The organism is Pueribacillus theae, assembly GCF_003097615.1.
Taxonomy (GTDB): domain Bacteria; phylum Bacillota; class Bacilli; order Bacillales; family UBA6769; genus Pueribacillus; species Pueribacillus theae.
The window spans coordinates 1-23,909 of sequence record NZ_QCZG01000039.1 but is presented as its reverse complement, the minus strand read 5'-3'; the positions used below and the strand labels follow the sequence as shown (position 1 = coordinate 23,909).

26 protein-coding genes and 2 riboswitches are annotated in these 23,909 nt (G+C 41.7%); of the genes, 18 read left to right on the top strand and 8 right to left on the bottom strand.

All coding sequences use genetic code 11. The features are described from left to right. Window positions 1–111: 111 nt before the first annotated feature. Window positions 112–270: a hypothetical protein gene (locus tag DCC39_RS19195; RefSeq protein ID WP_165820905.1), complete on the top strand. Its 159-nt coding sequence runs from the start codon at window positions 112–114 to the stop codon at window positions 268–270. A 52-nt stretch (window positions 271–322) separates the two neighbouring features. Here the strand turns inward: DCC39_RS19195 and DCC39_RS15205 are convergent, their stop codons facing one another. Continuing rightward, on the bottom strand, window positions 323–610 hold the full coding sequence (locus DCC39_RS15205; RefSeq protein WP_205948529.1) for a hypothetical protein: 288 nt from the start codon (window positions 608–610) through the stop codon (window positions 323–325). Window positions 611–791: 181 nt separating this feature from the next. Here DCC39_RS15205 and DCC39_RS15200 point away from each other — a divergent pair, with 181 nt between their 5' ends. The 4 genes from DCC39_RS15200 to ytkD all read left to right on the top strand — a co-directional run bounded on the left by DCC39_RS15200 (window position 792) and on the right by ytkD (window position 4,275). Then, window positions 792–2,837: a peptidoglycan D,D-transpeptidase FtsI family protein gene (locus tag DCC39_RS15200; RefSeq protein WP_116555755.1), complete on the top strand. Its 2,046-nt coding sequence runs from the start codon at window positions 792–794 to the stop codon at window positions 2,835–2,837. A 173-nt stretch (window positions 2,838–3,010) separates the two neighbouring features. Next, window positions 3,011–3,355, top strand: a complete 345-nt coding sequence (locus DCC39_RS15195; RefSeq protein WP_116555754.1) for a hypothetical protein — start codon at window positions 3,011–3,013, stop codon at window positions 3,353–3,355. 59 nt (window positions 3,356–3,414) lie between these two features. Next, window positions 3,415–3,723: a hypothetical protein gene (locus DCC39_RS15190; protein ID WP_116555753.1), complete on the top strand. Its 309-nt coding sequence runs from the start codon at window positions 3,415–3,417 to the stop codon at window positions 3,721–3,723. A gap of 63 nt (window positions 3,724–3,786) precedes the next feature. Then, window positions 3,787–4,275, top strand: coding sequence for an RNA deprotection pyrophosphohydrolase (gene ytkD, locus DCC39_RS15185; protein WP_240613669.1), 489 nt, complete (start codon window positions 3,787–3,789; stop codon window positions 4,273–4,275). A gap of 111 nt (window positions 4,276–4,386) precedes the next feature. Here ytkD and pckA read toward each other — a convergent pair whose 3' ends face one another. After that, window positions 4,387–5,973 (bottom strand): phosphoenolpyruvate carboxykinase (ATP), encoded by a 1,587-nt coding sequence (gene pckA, locus DCC39_RS15180; RefSeq protein WP_116555752.1) that lies wholly within the window; start codon window positions 5,971–5,973, stop codon window positions 4,387–4,389. 305 nt (window positions 5,974–6,278) lie between these two features. After that, a riboswitch (SAM riboswitch) is annotated at window positions 6,279–6,369 on the top strand. A 163-nt stretch (window positions 6,370–6,532) separates the two neighbouring features. On the opposite strand from pckA, the gene metK reads away from it, so the two are divergent. The 7 genes from metK (at window position 6,533) to DCC39_RS15145 (ending at window position 12,037) form a co-directional block, all read left to right on the top strand. Continuing rightward, window positions 6,533–7,729 (top strand): methionine adenosyltransferase, encoded by a 1,197-nt coding sequence (metK, locus tag DCC39_RS15175; RefSeq protein WP_116555751.1) that lies wholly within the window; start codon window positions 6,533–6,535, stop codon window positions 7,727–7,729. Window positions 7,730–7,877: 148 nt separating this feature from the next. Then, on the top strand, window positions 7,878–8,321 hold the full coding sequence (locus tag DCC39_RS15170; protein ID WP_116555750.1) for an Hsp20/alpha crystallin family protein: 444 nt from the start codon (window positions 7,878–7,880) through the stop codon (window positions 8,319–8,321). Window positions 8,322–8,560: 239 nt separating this feature from the next. Continuing rightward, window positions 8,561–9,490, top strand: a complete 930-nt coding sequence (gene tapA, locus DCC39_RS15165) for an amyloid fiber anchoring/assembly protein TapA (RefSeq protein ID WP_165820904.1) — start codon at window positions 8,561–8,563, stop codon at window positions 9,488–9,490. Beyond that, a complete protein-coding gene (gene sipW / locus DCC39_RS15160; RefSeq protein WP_205948528.1) occupies window positions 9,474–10,031 on the top strand; it encodes a signal peptidase I SipW in 558 nt (185 codons plus the stop codon). The genes tapA and sipW overlap by 17 nt, the downstream gene beginning before the upstream one ends. A gap of 99 nt (window positions 10,032–10,130) precedes the next feature. Beyond that, a complete protein-coding gene (locus DCC39_RS15155; protein ID WP_116555747.1) occupies window positions 10,131–10,709 on the top strand; it encodes a TasA family protein in 579 nt (192 codons plus the stop codon). Window positions 10,710–10,769: 60 nt separating this feature from the next. Next, complete coding sequence (locus tag DCC39_RS15150) at window positions 10,770–11,447, top strand: TasA family protein (protein WP_116555746.1); 678 nt, start codon at window positions 10,770–10,772, stop codon at window positions 11,445–11,447. Further along, entirely contained in the window at window positions 11,444–12,037 is a 594-nt protein-coding gene (locus tag DCC39_RS15145; protein ID WP_116555745.1) for a class D sortase, read from the top strand. Before DCC39_RS15150 ends, DCC39_RS15145 begins: the two co-directional genes overlap by 4 nt. 23 nt (window positions 12,038–12,060) lie before the next feature. Here the strand turns inward: DCC39_RS15145 and DCC39_RS15140 are convergent, their stop codons facing one another. The 3 genes from DCC39_RS15140 to DCC39_RS15130 form a co-directional block, all read right to left on the bottom strand. Then, the gene (locus tag DCC39_RS15140; RefSeq protein ID WP_116555744.1) at window positions 12,061–12,204 is read right to left on the bottom strand and encodes an anti-repressor SinI family protein; all 144 of its coding nucleotides are present in this window, start codon (window positions 12,202–12,204) and stop codon (window positions 12,061–12,063) included. 233 nt (window positions 12,205–12,437) lie between these two features. Further along, a complete protein-coding gene (locus DCC39_RS15135) occupies window positions 12,438–12,773 on the bottom strand; it encodes a helix-turn-helix domain-containing protein (RefSeq protein WP_116555743.1) in 336 nt (111 codons plus the stop codon). Between the two features lie 147 nt (window positions 12,774–12,920). After that, window positions 12,921–13,088 carry an anti-repressor SinI family protein gene (locus tag DCC39_RS15130; RefSeq protein ID WP_116555742.1) on the bottom strand — a complete coding sequence of 56 codons (168 nt, stop codon included), beginning with the start codon at window positions 13,086–13,088 and terminating at the stop codon, window positions 12,921–12,923. 27 nt (window positions 13,089–13,115) lie between these two features. Continuing rightward, window positions 13,116–13,207, bottom strand: a riboswitch (cyclic di-GMP riboswitch). 199 nt (window positions 13,208–13,406) lie between these two features. Here DCC39_RS15130 and DCC39_RS15125 point away from each other — a divergent pair. Further along, a complete protein-coding gene (locus tag DCC39_RS15125) occupies window positions 13,407–13,868 on the top strand; it encodes a flavin reductase family protein (protein WP_116555741.1) in 462 nt (153 codons plus the stop codon). Window positions 13,869–14,051: 183 nt separating this feature from the next. Here the strand turns inward: DCC39_RS15125 and DCC39_RS15120 are convergent, their stop codons facing one another. Further along, entirely contained in the window at window positions 14,052–14,594 is a 543-nt protein-coding gene (locus DCC39_RS15120; protein WP_116555740.1) for a gamma carbonic anhydrase, read from the bottom strand. 95 nt (window positions 14,595–14,689) lie between these two features. On the opposite strand from DCC39_RS15120, the gene DCC39_RS15115 reads away from it, so the two are divergent. Then, window positions 14,690–15,475 carry an alpha/beta hydrolase gene (locus DCC39_RS15115; RefSeq protein ID WP_116555739.1) on the top strand — a complete coding sequence of 262 codons (786 nt, stop codon included), beginning with the start codon at window positions 14,690–14,692 and terminating at the stop codon, window positions 15,473–15,475. Between the two features lie 18 nt (window positions 15,476–15,493). Continuing rightward, window positions 15,494–16,555, top strand: coding sequence for a tetraprenyl-beta-curcumene synthase family protein (locus DCC39_RS15110; RefSeq protein ID WP_116555738.1), 1,062 nt, complete (start codon window positions 15,494–15,496; stop codon window positions 16,553–16,555). An 18-nt stretch (window positions 16,556–16,573) separates the two neighbouring features. Here DCC39_RS15110 and DCC39_RS15105 read toward each other — a convergent pair whose 3' ends face one another. Continuing rightward, window positions 16,574–17,146, bottom strand: a complete 573-nt coding sequence (locus tag DCC39_RS15105) for a class I SAM-dependent methyltransferase (RefSeq protein WP_116555737.1) — start codon at window positions 17,144–17,146, stop codon at window positions 16,574–16,576. Further along, window positions 17,143–18,099, bottom strand: a complete 957-nt coding sequence (locus DCC39_RS15100; protein WP_116555736.1) for a TIGR01212 family radical SAM protein — start codon at window positions 18,097–18,099, stop codon at window positions 17,143–17,145. Before DCC39_RS15100 ends, DCC39_RS15105 begins: the two co-directional genes overlap by 4 nt. A 559-nt stretch (window positions 18,100–18,658) precedes the next feature. Between DCC39_RS15100 and DCC39_RS15095 the strand changes: the two genes are divergently transcribed. The 3 genes from DCC39_RS15095 (at window position 18,659) to DCC39_RS15085 (ending at window position 23,633) form a co-directional block, all read left to right on the top strand. After that, the gene (locus DCC39_RS15095; protein WP_116555735.1) at window positions 18,659–19,834 is read left to right on the top strand and encodes a KamA family radical SAM protein; all 1,176 of its coding nucleotides are present in this window, start codon (window positions 18,659–18,661) and stop codon (window positions 19,832–19,834) included. Window positions 19,835–20,161: 327 nt separating this feature from the next. After that, a complete protein-coding gene (leuS, locus tag DCC39_RS15090; RefSeq protein WP_116555734.1) occupies window positions 20,162–22,579 on the top strand; it encodes a leucine--tRNA ligase in 2,418 nt (805 codons plus the stop codon). 25 nt (window positions 22,580–22,604) lie between these two features. Next, window positions 22,605–23,633, top strand: coding sequence for an NAD(P)/FAD-dependent oxidoreductase (locus tag DCC39_RS15085; RefSeq protein ID WP_116555733.1), 1,029 nt, complete (start codon window positions 22,605–22,607; stop codon window positions 23,631–23,633). The last annotated feature ends 276 nt before the right edge of the window (window positions 23,634–23,909 follow it).

Genomic DNA, 23,909 nt, shown 5'->3' with positions numbered 1-23,909 from the left:
GTATTTTAACATAAGAAATAACGTTACCGATTTTCAAAAGTTAGTTTTAAAAGGTTTGCTTGTATGTAAGAAAGGTAACAATATGAAAAAAAGAGTATTGGAGGGAACACCATGATCATCCAATGTGACAAGTGTAAGAAAGAAGTAAAAGATGAAATTTTCATGTTTCAAAAGGGAAAATGGTATGCAGGCCACGAATGGTGTATGATGCTGCTTAAAGAAAAGTATCGGGATATAGGTGAAGAAATAGCCTTGGAAAAAGTAGAATAACAGCGGTTCCTAAAGACGGAACCGCTGTTTTCTTTATCTGTTGCCTTCATTATTACCAAAATCCAGGCCTTCCAAAGCCTCCTGGAAAACGGCCGTATCCATAGGGGGGAAAGTAGCCTGGATACCCGGGCCCGAAAGGCCTTCTTCCAAAACCGTAGCCTGGATACCCGTATCCATAGCCGCCTCCGTATCCACCATAACCAGGAAATAGGAAATTGCTAACCAACCCCCCCGCCAATCCACCAGTGAAACCGCCCAAGAAACTTCGATCATCTTCACCATAGTAATCTATAAATTCAGGTTCATTCACGCCATAGTGCTCCGGATAAGGAAAATTCATGAACACTCCTCCTCGTATCATTAAACTCCTACACTAAATGATATGTATTTACCTAGTTTGTGTAAGGGACATTCGCGGAATTTAATCAAAATTACCGGATGAAAGTGTATAACTCTTCTGTACGAGGCGCGACTTTATGCTAAAATGAATGTAAGAATCGTTTTTGGAAAAGGTGATTTTTTTGGATAAGGAACGTGAGAAAAAAAAGAAAAAAAATCAAGTCCCATTGAGGATGAATATATTATTTCTTATTGTGTTTCTTTTATTTTCAGCGCTCGTGCTAAGGCTCGGGATGCTGCAAATTGTTGAAGGAGAGAAATTCATCCGCTATGCGGAGGCGACTGAAAATGTTGTAGCAAAAACTAACACGCCAAGAGGGGTGATTAAAGATAAAAAAGGCAATATCATTGTTGATAATGACCCAGTTTATAACCTAGTGTATACAAGGCAGCCTAATATTTCTGGCGAAAGCTTGCTTCAGACGGCGAAACTGCTCGCGCAAATTATTGATAAAGAAACAGACAAAGTAACAGAACGCGATAAAAAAGATTATTATATTGTCTCCCGCGGCCAAAAAGAGCTTATTGAAAAAAAGATTAGCAAAAAAGAGCGGAAAGAAGTTGGGGAAGATGGGCTTTATAAATTACTTCTCAATAAAATTACGGAAAAAGACTTGGCCGAAATCAGCAAAGAAGAAATGGAAGTCGCTGCGATTTGGCGGGAAATGAACACAGGCTATTCACTTTCTGAACAAGTGATCAAAGAAGATATTACAAAGGAAGAATTCGCAGTCGTTAATGAACATTTAGCCCAATTACAAGGGGTAGACGTACAAGTAGCTGGCCATCGATTATATCCTTATGGCGATACGTTAAAGGCGCTTCTCGGAGGAACAGGAAAAATCCCGAAGGAAAAAAGGGATTATTACGCTGCCAGAGGGTATGACCTTAATGACGAAGTGGGTACAAGTGGAATCGAACTTCAGTATGAAGACGTTTTAAGCGGTATAAAAGAAAAGAAAAAGTATTTAACGAGCAGAACAGGTTCAGTCATCAACGATCCGGAAATTATTCCCGGACAGAGCGGAAAAGAACTTGTCCTAACTGTTGACATGGACTTACAGAAAAAAGTCGAGAAAATTTTAGAGAGTGAAATCCGTAAAGTCGGCAGTGCAAGAAGCGCTTATGCTGTTGTTGTGAATCCAAAGACAGGCGAAATCTTATCGCTTGCGGGTAAAGCGGTTAAAGATGGAAAGATGCAAGACGATCTTTCAAGCACGTATTTACAATCATTCATGCCGGGTTCATCTATTAAAGGAGCAACGGTTTTGGCAGGATTTATGCACGGAGTAACGAAGCCGGGAGAATATATTTATGACCGTCCGTTAAAATTTAAAGGTGGTACACGAATAAGTTCGGTTGGTGGAGCAAAGGGGCCTGTTAATGAAATTTCTGCTTTAGAGGTTTCATCCAATATTTATATGTCGTATGTTGGCATGAGGTTGGCGGGCTACGGGTTCGATTGTTCTTGCTGGACAGGCGATAAAAAGGGTGAAGAGGCATTCAACGATGCGATTCAAAAATTTCGCGAATCATTCCATCAATTCGGGTTAGGTGTTGAAACTGGAATTGATCTGCCACACGAAGAGACGGGCTTCAAAGGTAAGAATCCACAGCTTGGAAATGTGGCTTACTATGGGTTTGGGCAGTATGATACATTTACTCCACTTCAGCTTGCTCAATATGTTTCAACGGTTGCCAATGATGGAAAACGTATGAAGCTGCATTTAGTGAAAGAAGTGAGGGAAGCAAGCACAGATAGTGAAATTGGAAAACTCGTAAAAAGGTTTGAGCCAGAATTGTTAAATCATGTGAATGCGAAGCAGAATCATTTCGATCGTGTCCAGCAAGGGATGTACCGTGTAACGAAAGGTTCAAGAGGAACAGCTAGATCATTTTATAAAGGCTTGCCAGTCGCTGGTAAGACAGGTACTGCTGAGGTAGGAAAAAAAGGAAGTGGGCTTGAAAACCTAATGTTTGTCGGCTATGCGCCTTATGACGATCCTGAAATTGCATTCTCCGTAGTCGTTCCAAACGTTAGAGGAAAAGGGAACGGAATTAACAACAAAATTGGGCAGGCAATTGCCAAGGCTTATTTTGATATGAAAGATAAACCGTACACCTTAAATACAAACGGGGACGAGTCTGAGTCGGACAGCGAATCATAACTTGCAGATCCAGTCTTTAAAAAGGCTGGATTTTCTATTTTGCAAAAAATTGATATGATAAAGGGAGACTTCCATCAGTGGGAGTTCTACAGGACAATTATCAGGGAATAGATGCCCGTTGCCCCGTGATAAAGGGAGATTGGCAGCACATTGTTTTTAGAGGAGAGGAGAAAGTGCATCTAAAACAAGCATTTTACTCAGGGATAATCGGCAGTGTTTTAGGTTTGTTCATTGTCCTTATGACAATGACGCCAATTGGAAGGATAATGGATTTAAAGCTCTTTAGCTATGCAATGGGGGCAGCTGGGATCTTTTTCTCTGTGCTTGCCTTGATTGGTTGCTATTTAATGAGGCGCGGGAAAGAAATTACAGCGGGATTTTTAATCCTTGTTTCCGCGGTAGGCGGAATTATATCAATGTCTTTATATTACGTAATTCCCGGTTTTTTGCTTATATTTGCGGGCTTCACTGCGATCGTAAAGAAAAAAGAGCCTTCCGCGGATGCTGAAATTAAATGATTGAAGCTGTATAAAAAAGGGTAACACTCCTGTAAATAGGTTTTACGGGAGTGAGATGGATGAAAAAACGACTGTACTATGTTTCAGTCGAGACGGGCGATATTATGCAGACTGAAGTGGACGATAATCAGCAATATTTTGAAATTGCAGCAACGGACGATGAATTGAATGAACTTAAAGCCCTTATTAAAGACTTGTCCTACCAAAATTTGTCTGTAACAGCCAGCAATATGTTCGTTCACTTTTTTGAAAACGAGAAGCATGATGAAGACAATGACCGGTATACGAACAAACTTTATCATGTATACAAGAAAATTTACGATCTTGGCACACCAAAAACGAAACAGCAGTTTCAAGAAATGAAGTAGCTTTACAATCAGTACACAGTTTTCTAAAATGGAGAGAATATGTTCTTTCGCGAGGTCTGTATAATGGCTGATCAAATGATGTTCTACGACTATTATCGTAATAAAGTTCAACTTAGCTTTTCCTGCAATCCATTTTCAAAGGATCCAAAGCATGTTTGGGTTATTTGCCGATATAAAAGCAAATGGCTGTTAACGGAACATCCCGGGAGGGGACTGGAGTTTCCTGGGGGAAAGGTTGAAGAAGGGGAAAGCCCGAGAGAAGCGGCCATTCGGGAAGTTTATGAAGAAACGGGCGCAGGTGTATCAACGCTCGTTTATATTGGTCAATATAAAGTTGACGGAAGAGCCGATACAATTGTTAAAAATATTTATTATGCGGACATTCGTGAGTTGATCGATAAAGAATATTATTTTGAAACAAAAGGCCCTGTCCTTCTCGACACATTGCCGGAAAACTTAAAAGAAGATGACCGGTTTAGCTTCATGATGAAGGATGATGTGTTAGTGCACAGTTTAAAATATATGAAAAAAAATCCCTCTTTGTTCTGTTGAAGGAAAAAGAGGGATTTCTTGAGAATTTACGTTCTAGATTTATAATACGGAACCAGGTTCTTGTCACCAATTCTTCTTAACTGGCCTCCGGCCACTGATTTTTGACTTCTGTTATACTAACGGTCCTGCCTTTTTGATTGCGTCAGAGACATTATCAAATTTCTCGAAGTTTTTCTTGAATTTTTCAGCGAGCTCCTTCGCTTTTTGATCGTACGCTTCAGGATCGCTCCATGTTTTCTTCGGTTGCAAGACGTTGTCAGGCACGCCTGGGCAATGTGTAGGAATATTTAAGCCAAAGATTGGGTCGGTCACTGTTTCGACCGAATCAAGCTCACCTTCAAGTGCTGCTTGAACCATTGCTCTCGTGTAAGAAAGTTTCATCCGTTCGCCCGTTCCGTACTCACCACCGCTCCATCCAGTGTTGACAAGGAAGACATTCGCTTCATGCTGGTCGATTTTTTGTCCGAGCATTTCAGCGTAGCGGTAGGCAGGAAGCGGTAAGAAAGGCGAGCCGAAGCATGTAGAGAATGTTGCTTCAGGTGAAGTTACACCGCGTTCTGTACCAGCCAGCTTGCTCGTATAACCAGAAAGGAAATGGTACATCGCTTGTTCTTTCGTTAACTTGCTGATTGGAGGGAGAACTCCGGAAGCATCAGCAGTAAGAAAGACAATGGTGTTCGGATGTCCGGCAATGCTTGGTTCAGCAACATTCGGAATCTTATCAATGGAATAAGCCGCTCTCGTATTTTCAGTTAACGAAGTATCATCATAGTCTGCCATTCTCGTTTTCTCGTCAATAATGACGTTTTCAAGAACGGTTCCGAACGTAATAGCATTGAAAATTTGCGGTTCTTTTTCTTTAGAGAGGTTGACTGTTTTCGCATAGCAGCCGCCTTCGATATTAAATACGCCATTATTTGACCATCCGTGCTCGTCATCCCCAATTAGCTGGCGGTGTGGATCGGCTGATAATGTCGTTTTGCCTGTCCCCGATAAACCGAAAAACAAAGCAACATCGCCTTCCATACCGACATTTGCTGAACAATGCATGGAAAGAATGTTCTGTTCAGGCAACAGGAAGTTCATAATGGAGAAAATTGATTTCTTAATTTCGCCTGCATATTCCGTTCCGCCAATTAAAACGATGCGCTTTTCAAAAGAAATAATAATAAACGTTTCGGAATTCGTTCCATCAACCGCGGGATCAGCTTTAAAGTTTGGAGCAGATATAACGGTAAATTCAGCTTGATGGCTAGCAAGCTCTTCTTGTTCTGGACGGATAAACAATTGTCTAGCGAACAAGTTGTGCCAAGCATATTCATTAAGGACAGCAATCGGCATGCGGTATGTTTTATCAGCCCCTGCAAACCCGCGGAAAAGGAAGAGCTCTTCTTTTTGGTTTAAATGGTTTAACACTTTTCCATATAGCTTTTCGAAGTTCTCAGGGCTAATTGGCTGGTTCACGCTTCCCCAGTCAACTTTATCGATAACAGACGGATCTTGAACGATAAATTTATCTTTCGGAGAACGTCCTGTATATTTTCCGGTCGTTACTTGAACAGCTCCAGTCGATGTTAACTTTCCTTCTTTTCTCTCAAGTACTTTTTCAACAAGTTGAGGAGTTGATAAATCTTTAAGAGTCACTTCTTTTTTTAGAATCTCATCGAGAAGCGTTGAAGTAACATGAGTGGTGTTCATTTACATAACCATCCTTTTAATTTAGTGTTGTATCAAATCGGAAGCTCAAAAACGGCGCGTTCCGTTCGTAAGATTGAATAATGTAGAATTAGTATAACATATATCTTGAATTAGTCTATTCTAAATCAAACTAAATTTATAAAAAATAGGAACGAAAATCGAAAAAAAGGAAGAATTTTTAGTGAGTTTTTAAATAGTATACTACATTAACGCCCAAATGGGTTCTTACTATTTTTTGAAAAATGATGTAAAAGTATGCAGTTGACTTTAAAAATAAACTAGGTTACGATGAATGTCAACGGATACTCTTATCCCGAGATGGCGGAGGGACAGGCCCAATGAAACCCGGCAACCTACACTTTTGGAGTGAGAAGGTGCTAACCTGACAGATAAGAGGCGAAAGGCAAATAACGGATGACCTTTTCCTCATGTTTTGTGGAAAAGGTTTTTTTATTTTCTCTTATAGTGCTTGTTTAAAAAGAAGGACAACGGCTTTTTGAACAACCTCTTATAGAAAAAACGAAGGCTTTCGCTTTAAACACCATATGGAGGTATGATGATGGCTAAAAAGCGTCGACTATTTACATCAGAATCAGTAACGGAAGGCCACCCTGACAAAATTTGCGACCAAATTTCCGATGCAATCCTTGATGCAATCATTAAAAGCGACAAAGATGCAAGGGTAGCATGTGAAGCAATCGTGAACACAGGCATGGTCTTCATTACTGGCGAAATTACAACGTCTACTTATGTAGATATTCCAAGAATTGCACGGGAAACGATTGAAGGAATTGGCTACACAAGAGCGAAGTACGGATTCGATGCGGAGACGTGCGCAGTAATCACATCGATTGACGAACAATCTGCAGATATCGCTCAAGGTGTCAACAAAGCGTTGGAAGCCAGGGAAGGGAAAATGGCCGAAGAAGAGATCGAAGCCATCGGTGCCGGAGACCAAGGAATGATGTTCGGATTTGCATGCAATGAAACACCTGAACTAATGCCTCTTCCCATTTCACTTGCCCATAGGCTTGCAAGAAGGCTTAGTGAAGTGAGAAAGGAAGAAATTGTTCCATACTTGCGCCCAGACGGTAAAACGCAAGTGACGATCGAATACGATGAAAACGACAAGCCGATTCGCGTGGATACGATCGTCATCTCAACACAGCACCACCCAGAAATCACGCTTGAACAAATTAACCGTGACTTGAAGGAACACGTCATTAAAGAGGTTGTTCCAGCGGAACTTATTGATGAAGAAACGAAATATTTCATCAACCCGACGGGGCGATTTGTTATTGGCGGTCCGCAAGGAGACTCTGGGTTGACAGGAAGAAAAATTATTGTTGATACATATGGAGGCTATGCACGGCATGGTGGGGGGGCATTCTCCGGCAAAGACGCGACAAAAGTTGATCGCTCTGCAGCGTATGCTGCCCGCTACGTCGCAAAAAACATCGTCGCCGCAGGATTGGCAGAAACATGCGAAGTCCAACTTGCTTATGCAATCGGTGTCGCAAGCCCTGTATCAATATCTATCAACACATTCGGAACGGGAAAAGTAGATGAAGAAACACTTGTTGCGCTTGTGAAAGAAAATTTCGATCTAAGGCCTGCCGGGATTATAAAGATGCTTGATCTGCTTCGTCCCATCTACAAGCAAACGGCAGCATACGGACATTTCGGAAGGACAGATGTTGACTTGCCATGGGAAAAGACGGATAAAGTGGATGCGCTAAAAAAAGGATTAGCGTAAATATTTGAAAGCAGCTTGGTTATGTTGACCGAGCTGCTTTTTTTGGTGAATGCCTATTTTTAGAACGCGATTTCTTTTTCAAGCATACGATACATTGACTTGGACTTAACTATTATTCAATGAAAGAAATGGTAAGGAGGAAAGCTGAATGAGTACTGAAGAAAACAAATTTCCAAAGATTTTCAACGATCAGAAATTCACCGAATTGTTTTCAATTTTTGATCAATGGTTTGAAGATCCGTTAGGAAGCTTTTTCGTGCATCAAATTAAAGTCGATATGTATGAAAGGGGACAGGACTTAATTATTGAAGCAGATGTACCGGGAGTGAAAAAGGAACAAATCAATTTAGAATGGTTTCCAGACGGCTTAAAAATCACGGCGGAAAACAGGTCGGAACTGGAAGAAACGAATCAAAAAGAAAAATACTACCGAAAAGAGCGCTTCTTTAATCGAAGAGAACGCTTTATCCCGTTAACCCTCGTTTCCTCTCCGAAAAACATTAAAGCAAGATACGAAAATGGCATTCTCCGAATCCAAATTCCTAAGTATAATCTGAAGCAATACAATCGAAAAATGATTGATATCGAGTAATTCATCGATCAGCCGCTCCTGTAAAAGGGCGGCTTATTATTCTTGATAAAGAACAACAGAAAAATGAAAAAGTAAGAAAAGTAAAGAAATTAAGAGAAAATCTAAGGATATATTCTTTTAAATGAACAAACCGGACTATTTCGCTGTTTTTTCATTTGATTTGTTCGTTATATAATCATAACGAGATGTTCTTTAAAGAGAACAAAACTAAAAACAATAACGAACATGGAGGCTTGATGATGAGACAAAGCCGCCTTAGAAAATTTAGAAAGAAAAATGTCGGCATCTACATCATTGTTCAGTTGGCTGCGATTTATTATTTGGGGTTTATTGGACTCTCACTTGTGACCTCGACAACGAACGCAGCATTTACTTCTTCGGTAAACGTGCCAGGGTCGATTCAGGCGGGGGACTGGGATTTTTGGGATAAAAGTTCACTTAAGTTTCCGGAAGGCAAGAAAAATTTTGGGTTCATCTGTAAAGGCGAGAAAGTTGAAATTTTTGCACGAATTGAAAATGGAAAAGACTCAGAGGCTATGCAAGGTCCAGTTAAATACGAAGTGTACTGGATTGAAAAAGGAAATCCGAAAAACGGAAAGATTGTTGATGAAGGTGAAGTTCCTCAGTTAGGCAGTGGTCAAACATATAAACTTACCTTCATATCGGAAAAGCCCGGAAATTACAAGTTCAAAGCGTATCAACGTGAAGGCCATCCTGGTAAAGGAGAACTTTGGAGCGAAACAATTACAGTCGAGCCAAACGAATGTATCCAGCCAAAAGAATTGGAAGAGCTGGAAACAGAAGAAGTTGAAAATTTGAGTGAAGCAGATAAGCAGAATTCGGAAAAAGAACACAATACAGAAGCCAATGATCAAGATAAACCTGAAAAGAATGAAACACAAGTAAAAGAGCAGGAGAAAGCTCCACCCGTTCAGCAAAATGAAAAACCTGAAGACAAAAAGCAGGAAGAAACAAGTCCTCAAGAACAAATGAAAAAACCTCAACCCAATGAAGAGGGTAAGCCGGGGCCGAAAGAAAAGCCACAAGAGCCAAAACAACAGGAATCAAAACCGGAACAAAAGCAGCCAGAGAAACAAGCGGAAGTAAAAGCAAAATCATTAGAAGGAAGGGAGAAATCTATTGAAAACAACAATGAAGTGGATCAGTAATTTCGTCACGTGGTTGTTATTCGCCCTCCTCATCGTGATGGCAGTCCTCGTTATCTCAATGAGGTTCTCAGGCGGCGATCAGACGATGTTCGGTTATCAATTAAAAACCGTTCTATCCGGCTCAATGGAACCTGCCATCAACACAGGCTCCATCATCGCCGTCAAACCGGGCGGCGATACTACCAGATTTAAACCGGGTGACGTCATCACGTATAAAACAGATGAAGAAGGCACGCTTACAACGCACCGTGTCATTAAAGCGGAAGGAAGCGGAGACAATCTTCGCTATGTCACGAAAGGCGATAACAATAGCGCCGCCGACATGGAACCTGTTCTCCATGAAAATGTCGTTGCTGAATATACTGGCTTTACGATTCCATATGTCGGCTACATTCTTAGCTACGCCCAGTCGAAGCTAGGCAGCGCATTGCTTCTCATCGTTCCTGGCGTGTTATTTCTCGGCTATGCCATCGTCAACATCCTTCGGGCATTTAAAGAGGTCGATGGAGGCAAAAATCAAGAAGCGAGCAACTCGCAATAATTACTTTCATTCGTTTGACTTCCGAACGGCAAGAACTGTCGGAACGGATTCAAAATAAAAAAATGGCATACCCGAAAAGGGTGAAAGGGAGGATTTATTATGAGTATTAAAAAGAAATTAGGATTGGGAGTCGCATCAGCAGCATTGGGTTTGTCGCTTGTTGCAGGGGGAACATTTGCCTATTTTAGTGATACGGAGATAACGGAGAACACGTTTGCAGCAGGTACGTTGGATTTATCTGTAGACCCTTCAACAATTATTAATGTGAATAATTTGAAGCCGGGAGATTGGATGAATCGTACTTTTAAATTGAAAAATGACGGCACTCTTGACATCTCTAAGGTAATCTTAACAACAGATTATGACAATGAGGAATTAGCAAAACATATAAGGGTGAATTTCCTTAGAAACCTTGATAAAAGTGGAGTTGTAACGCCAAATGACATTGTTTATTCAACGACTCTCGATCAGCTTAAAGGAACAGCTCCAGACGCTGTACAAAAGAAAATCTGGTCACCTTTTGGCGAAAATAGCGGGCTAAAAGCAGGGACGAAGGATGACTTTAAAGTACAATTTGAATTTGTAGATAATGGTAAAGATCAAAACCATCTTCAGAATGCGTCATTAAAATTAACTTGGACGTTTGAAGCTAAACAAACAGCTGGAGAAAGCAGATAATCGAGGCGGGGCAACCCGCCTTTCTAAAATTGCAAAAGTCATATTTTAAGAGGTAGAGCTGTGATAAGACCAACTTTCATACAACTGATCACCATGTATCTAGGCCTTGTTTTATTACTCTTTGTTTTCTTCCCTACCGGAAAAACAGGCGCTGATGAAAGTAAGCCACAAATTGATCTATCACTTTCGCCTGTCCAGCAATTATTTAACATTCATAATATGAAGCCAGGAGATTGGATGACGCGCACACTTACCATCCAAAACAAAGGAAACCAAGATTTCATGTACCAGTCAGGTGCATATTTTATATCAGGATCTAAGATGCTTTACAATCAGCTTGTGATGACAGTGTCCGCGGGCGATGAAATATTATATGAAGGAAAACTGAGCGGGTTTAACGGATTTGAAAAAAGGCCGCTTGCACATCTAGAGGAAGAAGAATTGACGTACACGGTTGAATTTCCGTATGAATCCGGAAATGAATTTCAAGGATTAACGACGAAGGTAGCTTTTCACTTTGCTGCAGGAATGCTTCCTGAAAAGGTTACTGAGTCTGTTGGCGCGGTTCCAGTGAACGGAGATCCTTCTAGTTTTGGTTCTGCTCTTCCAAAGACCGGGGAAATAAACCCTATCATTTTTTATCTAATAGGTCTTGCGCTAATCGCCGCAGGAATCGTATTGTACCGAAAGAAAAGAAATCCATTCATTTGGATGACGGGAAAAGGTAGAAGCCAATGAAGGCAGCGGCTATTATGTTGATTGCTGCCGGGATCGTTGTGATGTTCTATCCTTTTCTCAATCATCTTTATGCTGCACAGAAAGAAAAAGAGCTTATGCAGGAATGGGAGACAGGGCAAATGGATGCTGCCCGTGAAAGCTTTATTAAACTCGATGAAGTCTATCGAGAAAAAGAGCAAGAAGAGAAGGATACCCAGTCAGGTTCTCCGATAGGAATGCTTACGATTGATAAGATTGATTTAACGCTCCCGATTTTGGATGGGGCCGATCAAGCGAATCTAAGAGTCGCTGCGGGGAAACTAGAAGGGACGGACCATCTTGAGGCAAAAACGGGGAACACTGCGATTGCCGCACATCGAAGCTATACATATGGCAAGCAATTCAATCGGTTGGATGAGGTAGAGGTAGGCGATGAAATTATCGTACATTCCACAAATAATAAGAAAACATATACGGTTTTTAACAAAATTGTCGTGGAGCCGACTGATGTTTCCGTTCTTGAAAGCAAAGCAGGTGAGAAAATGATTACATTAATTACGTGTGAACCGATTCGAAAGGCGACGCATCGTCTCATTGTCCAAGCAAGATAGTAAAAAAGAGGCTTTTTTCGTGATCATGCAAAAAAGTCCTCCATCTTTCCGTTTTCCTGTTGTTCAAGTGCTCTGTTTATGTAGTTTCTCACTTCTTCACAAGACATTCCCAGCTTTTTTGCTTCAAGCATTAATTCAACCCATTCCAGATCCAATGCATTTTCCATTCTAGGCCCCCATTACTGCTTTTTTCTCTTCCCCCGATTTCAAAAATTTAATGTAGCCTTATCATTGCTGAATTTGTGTCTTTGTCATTCCCGCTTTTTCGATTTCATAAATGAGTTTCATTCATTCCAAGATCAAGCGAATGTTTAGCTTTTGTTCATTATAACAGATAAATGGTTCGTTTTAAAGAATAAATGTAAACAATAAAACTCCCAATCAGGGAGTGTTTGTTTACTTATTTATTAGACTGATTTATGCGCCACCTGTTGAATTCGAGGAATTCACGGAACTGTTCCTTGCTTACGCCAGATTCCATCGCTTCGCGGACAAGTTCCGCCCATTCTTCATCAAGCTCTTCGTTGTCTGGATTCGCGTCTTGCTCTTGTAAAAGAGATTCTACCGTTATATCCAAAACAGCGGCTATTTTTTCAAGAAACTGAATGGAGGGGTTTGATTGGATATTTCTCTCGATTGAACTTAGATAAGATTTGGCAACACCTGCACGTTCTGCAAGCTCTGATAATGACAGCCCTCTTTCTAAGCGAAACTTTTTAACTTTTTCACCAATCACCTGACATCCCTCTTTTAAATATAATTTTGCAGATTTTCCTTTTTGTTAAGAAAGTATAAATTTGTCTCTTACGCAAATTTAGACCAATCTGGCTAACTTCCTAAGAAAGAACGCGCCAGCGTTTTTTCTTATTATACAGGTTCCCCTTCATTCTGTAAATTTCAATGGAGAAGATGCGACAGAAGAATCATTTCTTTCTTTTCCTGTTTGTTTAAAAAAATGGCGAATTTCATCCGGAGTAATGTTTAACCGTTTTGCTGCCAGCATTAAATTGATCCATTCTTTGTCATCACTGTTCTTTGTTTTTGCAACCATGTTTTCCCCTCCAATGATTGTCAGCTTCCAGGTAGTCCAGCCATCATAGCTAGTTGTTTCTAGCCTTAGACCCGTGACTTTGCGGCCTTGCTTTTCAGCGAAGTGTGCCTTTTTCTGAAGGGCTTAAAATGGTTTGTTTGTAGTAGACGTTATGTACTATTTATTAATATCCTGATTATAAAGTTTATTTTTTAAAAATGTTGTCGCTTTCTGTTTGGATAAAAAAATTATCTGGTATGGTTTTGCTGCTTAATTATTTGTCATAGAGATTAAAAAAAGTCATAATGGAAGTGTATTGGACGCTAGGAGGGAATGTGAGTGGATAATGTTGCGTTTCGAAATGCAATGAGTAAATTTCCAACGGGGATTACTATTGTCACGACAGAAATAGATGGGGAAATCTTTGGAATGACTGTGAATGCTTTTATGTCAGTGTCACTTGATCCGAAACTCGTTGTCGTTTCCATTGATAAAAGAGCAACGATGCTAAACGCGCTTCAAAAAGCAAAAAAATATGCGGTCAGCTTCTTAAATAAGGATCAAAAAGAATATTCTATAATCTTCGCCGGGCAAAAGGAAAGAATGCATGAGGTTGACTTCGTCCGTTTAAATCATTTGCCTGTTATAAAAGATGCTGTTGCAGCTCTAACATGTCATGTTTATGAAGAACATGAGGCAGGGGACCATATTCTATTTTTTGGAGAAGTGACGGAAGCATCCTTTGCGGATAAACAGCCGCTCTTATATTTTGATCGAAATTACGGAGAGTTTAATAGGTAAACAGCGTTAAAAAACTTCAGGATTCGAAAATAATCCTGAAGTTTTTCTGTTACCGTTATTCTTCTGTTTTAAGAGCTTTACCACGGCGCAACCGTCCGTAAAACCCCCACTTCAAGACTTTATGAAGAATCGGAGAAGCCTAAGTGGGGGTAACGGACGTTAATTCCCTGGTAAGTCTCGCTATTAATCAGTGGGGAATGAAGACCCCCCCACTGATTCAAGTCTCGCTTTATAGTATTGTCCCTTCTCGACATATTCTCTGCGTACTCTTGCCATTTCTTTTAAATCATTTTCATTTAATTCGCGGACGACTTTCGCTGGCCTTCCGAGAGCGAGCGTATTTGGAGGGATTTTCTTTCCTTGAGGGACGAGGCTGCCCGCCCCAATGAAGGCACCTTCTCCGATTTCAGCTCTGTCAAGAATAATCGAGCCCATGCCGATTAAGGCGTTTTTTCGAATGATAGCACTATGAAGAATGACTTGATGCCCGACAGTTACATCGTCTTCGATGATAAGCGGGTTATTTGGGCTTTGATGCAAGACAGAGTTATCTTGCACGTTCACACGGTTTCCGATTCTTGTCGGCGCGACATCGCCGCGAATCGAAGTATTAAACCAGATGCTTGATTTCTCGCCGATGGTTACATCGCCGGTGATCGTTACATAGTCAGCAATAAAAGCGGTTTTGTGAATTTCAGGTTTTGCGTCATAATAAGGATAGATCATTGCAATATTCCCTGCTTTCTGAATTAATAAATCATGAAAGTTGATTACATTTTCTATGTAAATTTTAACAAACTTTTGAAGAAAGGGGAATGGATGTGAAAAGATTTAGGGCGTTGCGTGAAGCGGAAGGGACAATTGTCATTGTCCACGGTGCCGGGGAACATTCCGGCCGGTATGAGTGGCTCATCCGAAAGTGGAATGAGAGCGGCTTTCATGTCGTGACAGGCGATTTGCCGGGGCAGGGGGAATCGCCAGGAAGGCGGGGGCATATCCAATCTTTTCAAGACTACGTTCATACAGTTGAGAAGTGGGTGAAGGAAGCGTCATCCTATGAGGTTCCTGTTTTTCTGTTTGGCCATAGTATGGGTGGGCTGGTCGTTATCCGAACGATGTTAGAGAGAGAATTGCCAATTAAAGCGGTTATCCTTTCATCGCCTTGCCTTGGTCTTGTAAATTATCCTAAGAAACCTGTAGAGGTTTTGTCTAAATTGCTCAATGTTACGTTTCCGAAAATTCGCTTTGATTCAAATATAGAGCCAGGGGTTGGCACGAGGAATGAAGAAATGAAAGCGAAGGACGAAACGGATCCTCTATACAACCGTAAAGTGTCTGTCCGGTGGTACCGGGAGTTAAGAAAAGCAATGGCAAATTCCCATGAACAGGCGGGGAAGTTTCCCAATGTACCACTGTTGCTGCTCCAGGGTGGAGATGATCGTATCGTTGATATAAAGAAGGTCAAGTCGTGGTTCAACCAATTGCAAATCAATGAAAAAATATATAAAGAGTGGGACGGGTTGTTTCACGAGGTTTTTAACGAACCAGAGCGGCGTGCTGTATTTGATTACACGCTCCAGTTTGTCAGGCTTCAGCTTCAAATGTAAGTGAAAGGAGTAAGCCAATTGAACGTTCCTTCTTATGCGTGGACATTAATGCCAATCGTTTATCGTGATGTGTTGCCAAACGTGCACCGTGAGCTAAAAAAATGGAAAGAGAAAGCATTGAAAATTCCTGATGAAGAACTTAGAAAACAAGCATTGAACAGCATTCAAACAAAAACATTCCATTGCGAAGGCGGGGCCATTCTTGCGTTGCTTGCCCGTCATAAGAGAAATGAGGCCATCCGTTTCATTGTCGCATACCAAACGATTAGCGACTATCTTGATAATTTATGTGACCGGAGTACATCGCTTGATCCGAATGACTTTTACTCTTTGCATCAGGCAATGTCTCATGCATTGACACCCGGAAAAGAACCGATTCATTTTTACCAATTCCGTAAAGAACAAGATGATGGCGGTTATTTGAATGCGCTCATCGAAACGTGCCAAAATGTTCTGGCAATGGTTTCCAATCAAGAACAGATTGTCTGTTATACGCATAAGCTAGCTAGCTACTATTGTGATTTACAAGTGCATAAACATGTAAAAGTGGAGGAGCGTGTGCCACGGCTCGTCAAATGGTTTGAGACATACCGCGGGAATTTACCGGAAATGAGTTGGTTTGAGTTTTCGGCGTGTGCGGGTTCGACACTCGGGATCTTTTGCCTCGTTTCTTACGCACTCCACAGTGAATGTGATGATAAGCTATTATCGGATGTGGCAAATAGTTATTTTCCGTGGGTTCAAGGGCTGCACATATTGCTCGATTATTTTATCGATCAAGAGGAAGACCGTGACGGAGGCGATTTGAATTTTTGTTTTTATTATGAGAATGAAGAAGAGCTTGCCCAAAGGTTCGCTCATTTCGTAAAACAAGCAGAAAAAAGCGTCGCCGGGCTGCCTGATGCAAAATTCCATCACATGATCAATAACGGGATGCTTGGCATTTATCTAGCCGATCGCAAAGTCCGTAAACAGAAAGATGTGTACAAGCTTGCGAAGCGTATCGTCAGATTGGGCGGGCGAACAAGTCTGTTTTTCTACATCAATAGCTGGATTTATCGGAGATTACGGAAGGAATAGCCCCATAGAATCATGAGGCTAATTTTTTTCGATGGCGATGATGAACGGTGGATCGTTTGTTTTATTCATATATTGGTAACACATCACATTTGCGATTTTTTCATCGATATTTCGTGCATATTCAAGGATGGCATCTCTTTCAATTTTACCTTCAGGATGGCCATGGTAAACGACAAGGATAATGAGCCCTCCTTGTTGAAGCAGAGCAAGCACTTGCTCGATAGCGAGGCGAGTCGTTTCAGGCTCAGTGACGATTGTTTTGTCGCCTCTTGGCAAATAACCGAGGTTAAAGACGGCAGCCTTCACTTTTCCATGGACTCCTTCTGGAAGTGTATGAAACAAATCCGCATGGTTTTTGTGAAACAGGATGACGCGATCATCCAGGCCTTTTTGTTGAAGGTGTTTTTCCGTACTCTCTATCGCTTCCCGTTGGATATCAAATCCGTAAACGATGCCGCTTTTTCCGACTTGCTCAGCTAAAAATACAGTATCGCGGCCATGGCCGACTGTTGCGTCGATGGCGATGTCCCCTTCACTGAGCGCCTCGGAAAGCAATGTTTTGGAAAAAGGCAATATGCGCTGTAAAATCACTTGGCTGACACCTGCGTTTCATACCGCTTTCCTTGCCAGCTGTTCCGCCGTTCCAGCTCGGCTTCAATGGCATTCAACACGCCCCATTTTTTCAAACTCCACATCGGGCCGATGAGCAATTCGGCGGGGCCATCTCCTGTAAGGCGGTGTATGACCATGTCGGGTGGCAGAACTTCCAGCTGATCAACAACAAGGTTGACATATGTCTCAAAGTCCAGGAATTCAAGCAGTCCTTTTTCGTACTGCTTCACCATCGCTGTTTTGTGCAAGAGGTGCAGCAAATGGATTTTAATGCCTTGGACATCAAGCTTTGCTACTTCTCTAGCTGTTTCCATCATCATTTCAGGTGTTTCTTGCGGCAGTCCGTTAATGATGTGGGAAACGACTTGGATGTTATGTTTTCTTAGTTTTTCTACCCCTTCGACATAACAGTTGTAATCATGGGCACGGTTAATAAGCTTGGCCGTTTTTTCATGAACCGTTTGAAGGCCGAGTTCGACGATAAGGAATGTTCGTTCATTTAACTCTGCCAAATATTCAACGACATCCTCAGGCAAGCAGTCTGGTCTCGTAGCGATGGACAAGCCGACGACATCGTCCTGCTTTAAAATCACTTCGTATTTTTCCTTTAATTCATCTACAGGAGCGTACGTATTTGTATAGGCTTGGAAGTAGCCGAGGTATTTTCCTTCCGGCCATTTTTCGTGCATGCGGTTTTTAATCGTATGGAATTGGGTTTCAAGATCTTCGCGCCTGTCTCCAGCGAAGTCGCCAGAACCGCTTGCGCTGCAAAATGTACAGCCGCCGTACGCGACTTTTCCATCTCTGTTTGGGCAGTCAAACCCCCCGTCAAGAGGAACCTTAAACACTTTTGTATGGAACATTTCCCGCAAATAGCGATTAAATGAATAATATCGTTTATTCCCGAAATGGGATGGAATGGATTGATTCATAGAAACTCCTTCTTTCANCGTTATCACAGGACGTGATGCTTTTAGTCGAACATCTTAAGCTGTCGAATTTCTTCGTCAGCTTCGTTCTTGCGGTACTCACGTATCCTTCAAACGGTTCGAAGGTTCTTCTGCTAAAAACGTGCACGTCCTGTGCACAACGCAGAAGTCAGCACCTCCTGTGCAAGTCCGTTCCTCAGAACTTTGCTTCCTCGAACTTCTCGGCTCTTTTTGTCCTCCTTTTTGAACTACACACACTTAAAGGGAAAAAGTTGCGAATTTGCACTTTTTCTTACATAATACGTAAAATTTTAGCACGAATCGTTCTCTTTCTCAAAAACGACATTTTTGTACGTTAAGAAAGCATAAATTTGCCAGCATGGCAGAAAATCGACGTAGCAGCAAATTTTAAGTTTTAAGTATAAGTGCAACTATGCCTCTGTCTGCGCCTTATAAGGCTTGCCAATCGGCAAGTTTACTTTATCAAAAAATTAGAAAATTTTTCTTAACTATGTTATGGTTGAAAAAATAGTAAGTAAAAGAAGGGGTGGGAGATCTACAAATGCAGCCAAAATACATTACAAGTATTGACAGAATCACTCAAATTCCTGAAGAAGAAAGAGAGAAACTGAAACAGATAACTGACAAATTCGTTTTTCGTGTAAATGACTATTATTTGAATTTGATTGATTGGGACGACCCTCATGATCCGATTCGAAAACTAGTTATTCCTAATGAAAATGAACTGTCCGAATATGGTAGATGGGATGCGTCTGATGAGGATACGAATTATGTTGTCCCAGGTTGTCAGCATAAATATACAACGACGGCATTATTAATTTGTTCGGAAGTATGCGGGGCATACTGCAGATATTGTTTCAGGAAGCGCTTGTTCCGAAACGATGTGAAAGAAGCGATGTCGGATGTGGAACCAGGCTTGCAATATATAAGCGAGCATCCCGAAATCAACAACGTGTTGCTTACGGGCGGCGATCCACTCATTTTGGCAGCCAAGAAATTAGACATGATTCTTGGCCGGCTGAGGGAAATCGATCATGTGAAAATTATTCGCATTGGTTCAAAGCTTCCTGTCTTTAATCCGATGAGAATTTATGAAGATGAAGAGCTTCTCAATGTAATCCGCAAGTATTCCACTCCAGAAAAGCGCATCTATATTATGGCGCATGTGAATCATCCAAGGGAAATAACGGAAGAGGCCAGAAAAGGATTTGAGGCCCTTCACAATGCCGGGGCTATCGTCGTGAATCAAACGCCGGTATTAAAAGGAATCAACGATGACTCTGATGTATTGGGAGAGTTATTGGATAAGCTTTCCTGGGCTGGAGTAACACCGTATTACTTCTTCGTTAATCGTCCGGTTCGGGGAAATGAAGATTTTGTATTAACGTTGGAAGAAGTCTATCATCTTGTTGAAGAAGCAAAAGCAAAAACGTCCGGGCTTGGAAAACGGGTCCGCCTGTCGATGAGCCATACTTCCGGAAAAATTGAAATCCTAGCCATTGAGAAAGGAAAAGCCTATTTAAAGTTCCATCAGGCGAGGGACGGAAATTACGGGGACTTTATGATTTTGGACTGTCCTAAAGATGCGGCTTGGTTTGACGATCTGCCAGGCAATGAAAAATATTGGAAACAACCGGAGAAAAAAGTGGAAGAAGTTGTTTCTGTCAATCAAATGAGCGATATTCCAAAAAGAAGGACTCGCAGAGTACGAGTTTAAATGAATAGACCACTCCCGCCTTAGGAGGTGGGAGTTTTTAATTGATGATTGAGTGCCACAGATTGACATCCGCTCGACATTTTTCATACAATGGTAATAAAAAGTGATCATGAGAAAAAATGATAAGTTTTTCACTCTTGAAATCTCTAGTCACTTCATGTTCTCCGCGATGAAGGTTTGAACGAGCGATTTTAAATGTCAAATTAAGAGATACACGAGAAATGAGAGCTCTCATCCCTTTTGTTCTACGCTGGGGATGGGAGTTTTTTACGAGAAGAAAGCAATAGTGGTAATATTGTAAGTGGCGATCTAGAAGGAGGAAAATAGATGGCGTTTGATCATCGGGCAATTGAAGCGAAATGGCAAAAGTATTGGGAAGAAAACAAAACATTTAAAACGGAAGAAGAAGGCGATAAACCAAAATTCTATGCATTGGATATGTTTCCATATCCGTCGGGATCCGGCCTTCACGTCGGCCACCCGGAAGGCTACACAGCGACAGACATCCTTTCCAGGATGAAACGAATGCAAGGTTGGAATGTCCTTCATCCAATGGGGTGGGACGCTTTCGGACTGCCGGCGGAGCAATACGCCATTGATACAGGAAACAATCCGCGTGAATTTACAAATAAAAATATTGAAACATTTAAGAGGCAAATTCAATCACTCGGGTTTTCCTATGATTGGGATCGGGAAATCAATACGACGGATCCTGAATATTACAAATGGACCCAATGGATTTTTTTGCAGCTTTACAAAAAAGGATTGGCCTATGTTGATGAAGTTCCTGTCAACTGGTGCCCTGCTTTAGGCACGGTGCTTGCCAACGAAGAAGTAATCGATGGCAAAAGTGAGCGCGGCGGCCACCCGGTTATCCGTAAGCCAATGAAGCAATGGATGCTCAAAATCACGGCTTATGCCGACAGGCTGCTTGAAGATTTGGAAGAGCTGGACTGGCCTGAAAGCATTAAAGAAATGCAGCGCAATTGGATCGGCCGTTCAGAAGGCGCTGAAGTTCATTTTCAAATTGACGGCCACGATGAATCATTTACTGTGTTTACGACAAGGCCTGACACGCTTTTTGGCGCTACGTATTGTGTACTGTCGCCTGAACATCCGCTCGTAAAAGAAATTACAACAGAAGAACAGCAAGGAAAAGTCGAGGCCTATCAAAAAGAAATCGAGAGCAAAAGCGACTTGGAAAGAACAGAGCTTTCAAAAGAAAAAACAGGCGTATTCACTGGCGCATATGCGCTTCACCCGATCACAGGCGACAAGCTTCCGATTTGGATTGCAGACTATGTATTAATGGGCTATGGAACGGGTGCAATTATGGCGGTGCCTGCCCATGATGAACGCGACTGGGAATTCGCGAAAACGTTTGGATTGGAGATTAAAGAAGTTGTTTCCGGCGGGAACGTTGATGAGGAAGCGTACGCTGGCGACGGCATATTAGTAAATTCTGATTTCCTCAATGGGTTAAAGAAACAGGAAGCCATCGAAAAAATGATCTCGTGGCTCGAAGAAAATGGAAAAGGTGCGAGAAAAGTATCTTATCGTTTGCGTGATTGGCTGTTCAGCCGCCAACGCTATTGGGGTGAACCAATCCCGATTATTCACCTTGAAGACGGTACGATGAAACCAGTTCCAGAAGAGGAGCTTCCGCTTCGTTTGCCTGAAATGAACGAAATCAAGCCTTCGGGTACAGGCGAGTCACCGCTTGCGAATGCCAAAGAATGGCTTGAAGTGACAGATCCTGAAACAGGGATGAAAGGAAAAAGAGAAACGAATACGATGCCGCAATGGGCGGGAAGCTGTTGGTACTATTTGCGTTTCATTGATCCGCACAACGATAACGCGCTTGCCGACTCTGAAAAGTTAAAGAGATGGCTTCCAGTCGATATTTACATCGGAGGTGCCGAGCATGCGGTTCTTCACTTGCTGTATGCGCGCTTCTGGCATAAAGTGTTGTACGATCTAGGAGTTGTTCCAACGAAAGAGCCGTTTCAAAAACTTTTTAACCAAGGCATGATTTTGGGCGAGAACAATGAGAAAATGAGTAAGTCGAAAGGGAATGTTGTAAACCCTGATGACATTATTAATTCCCATGGCGCTGACACGCTTCGCCTCTACGAAATGTTCATGGGGCCGCTTGATGCGTCCATTGCCTGGTCGGAAAATGGGCTTGACGGTTCAAGGCGGTTCCTTGATCGAATCTGGCGTCTCTTTGTTACCGAAGATGGCAGCCTTAATCCTAAGATTAAGGACGAGACGGGCTCTAAAGAAATGGAGCTTGTCTATCACCAAACGGTAAAGAAAGTAACAGAAGACTATGAAGCGCTTCATTTCAATGTTGCCATTTCACAGCTCATGGTGTTTATAAATGAAGCGAACAAACAAGAAGTTCTCCCGAAAGGCTATATGGAAGCATTCGTTAAAATGCTTTCGCCTGTTGCGCCGCACATTAGTGAGGAATTATGGGAAAAACTTGGACATGCGAACACGATTGCATATGAAACTTGGCCTACGTATGATGAAACAAAACTCGTGAAAGATGAAGTCGAAATCGTTGTTCAAGTAAACGGGAAAATAAAAGCAAAACTGAATATACCTGCCTCTGCAGCAAAAGAGGAGATGGAAGAGATTGCGAAAGCAGATGAAACGATTCAAAAACAGCTCGAAGGAAAAACGATTCGCAAAGTAATCGCTGTTCCAGGAAAGTTGGTAAATATCGTTGCAAATTAATTGAGGCAAACCTGGAGGTGTTGTTATGCCCTCAAACGAAGAAATCTTTGATCTTACCATTATAGGCGGAGGCCCAACAGGGTTATTTGCGGCTTTCTATGGCGGCATGCGCCAAATGAAAGTAAAGATTATTGAAAGTTTACCGCAGCTCGGTGGGCAGCTGTCGATTTTATATCCTGAAAAATACATTTATGATGTGGCTGGTTTTCCAAAAGTAAAAGCTCAAAAACTTGTTGATGACTTGGAAGAACAAGCGATGCAGTTTCATCCGACAATTGTTTTGGAACAGTCGGTGGAGCAGGTGGAAAAACTGGCTGATGATACATTTAAACTGACAACGAACAACAATGAAGAGCATTATTCAAAGACGATTTTAATTACCGCAGGTGTCGGTGCCTTTAGGCCAAGGCTTCTTGAAATCGAAGGAAGCGAACAATATGAAGGAAATAATTTACATTACTTCATAAAGGATTTAAGTGCATTTAAAGGCAAGAAAGTCGTTGTGCTTGGCGGCGGCGATTCTGCTGTCGATTGGGCTTTAATGCTTGAACCGATTGCAAAGGAAGTAACAATTGTCCACCGCCGGGATAAATTCAGGGCCCTCGAACACAGTGTTGAACAGTTGATGAATTCCAGTGTGAACGTAAGAACGCCATTTGCGGTTGGAGAACTGAAAGGCTCCGGCGGGGTGTTAAGCGGCGTTCTGTTAAAAGAAGTAAAAGGCGACAAAGAAGAACATGTGGAAATTGATTCGTTAATCGTCAACTACGGATTTGTCTCTTCACTTGGCCCAATCAAAAACTGGGGGCTTGACATTGAGAGAAATTCAATTGTCGTGAATACAAAAATGGAAACAAACATTAAGGGCATCTATGCGGCAGGCGACGTTGTGACATATGACGGAAAAGTAAAGCTTATCGCGACAGGGTTTGGCGAAGCGCCAACCGCGGTGAACAACGCAAAAGCATACATCGATCCGAAAGCACGCACACAGCCGATGCATAGCACGAGTTTAATGGACGAAAGTAAAAAAAATCGAGTCTCAACCAAATGAAAAAAATTCATTGACCCTGCTCCGGTTTGAGTGAAGCAGGGTTTGTCATATTGTCTACATTTTTTTTAAATGATTGACTAACGTTTTCAAGAGTGCTAACAATTAAGTTGCTTACCTAACTTTCAGGCCATAAAAGGGGAGAAAATCGTTAAATGAAACTTAGTGATTTTTCAATACGGAGACCTGTTTTTACCCTTGTAACGATGATCTTATTTGTGAAAAGAAAACCATACGCTAGGCGTATGGTTCCGGAAAGCTTTCAGCGATGTATCAAAA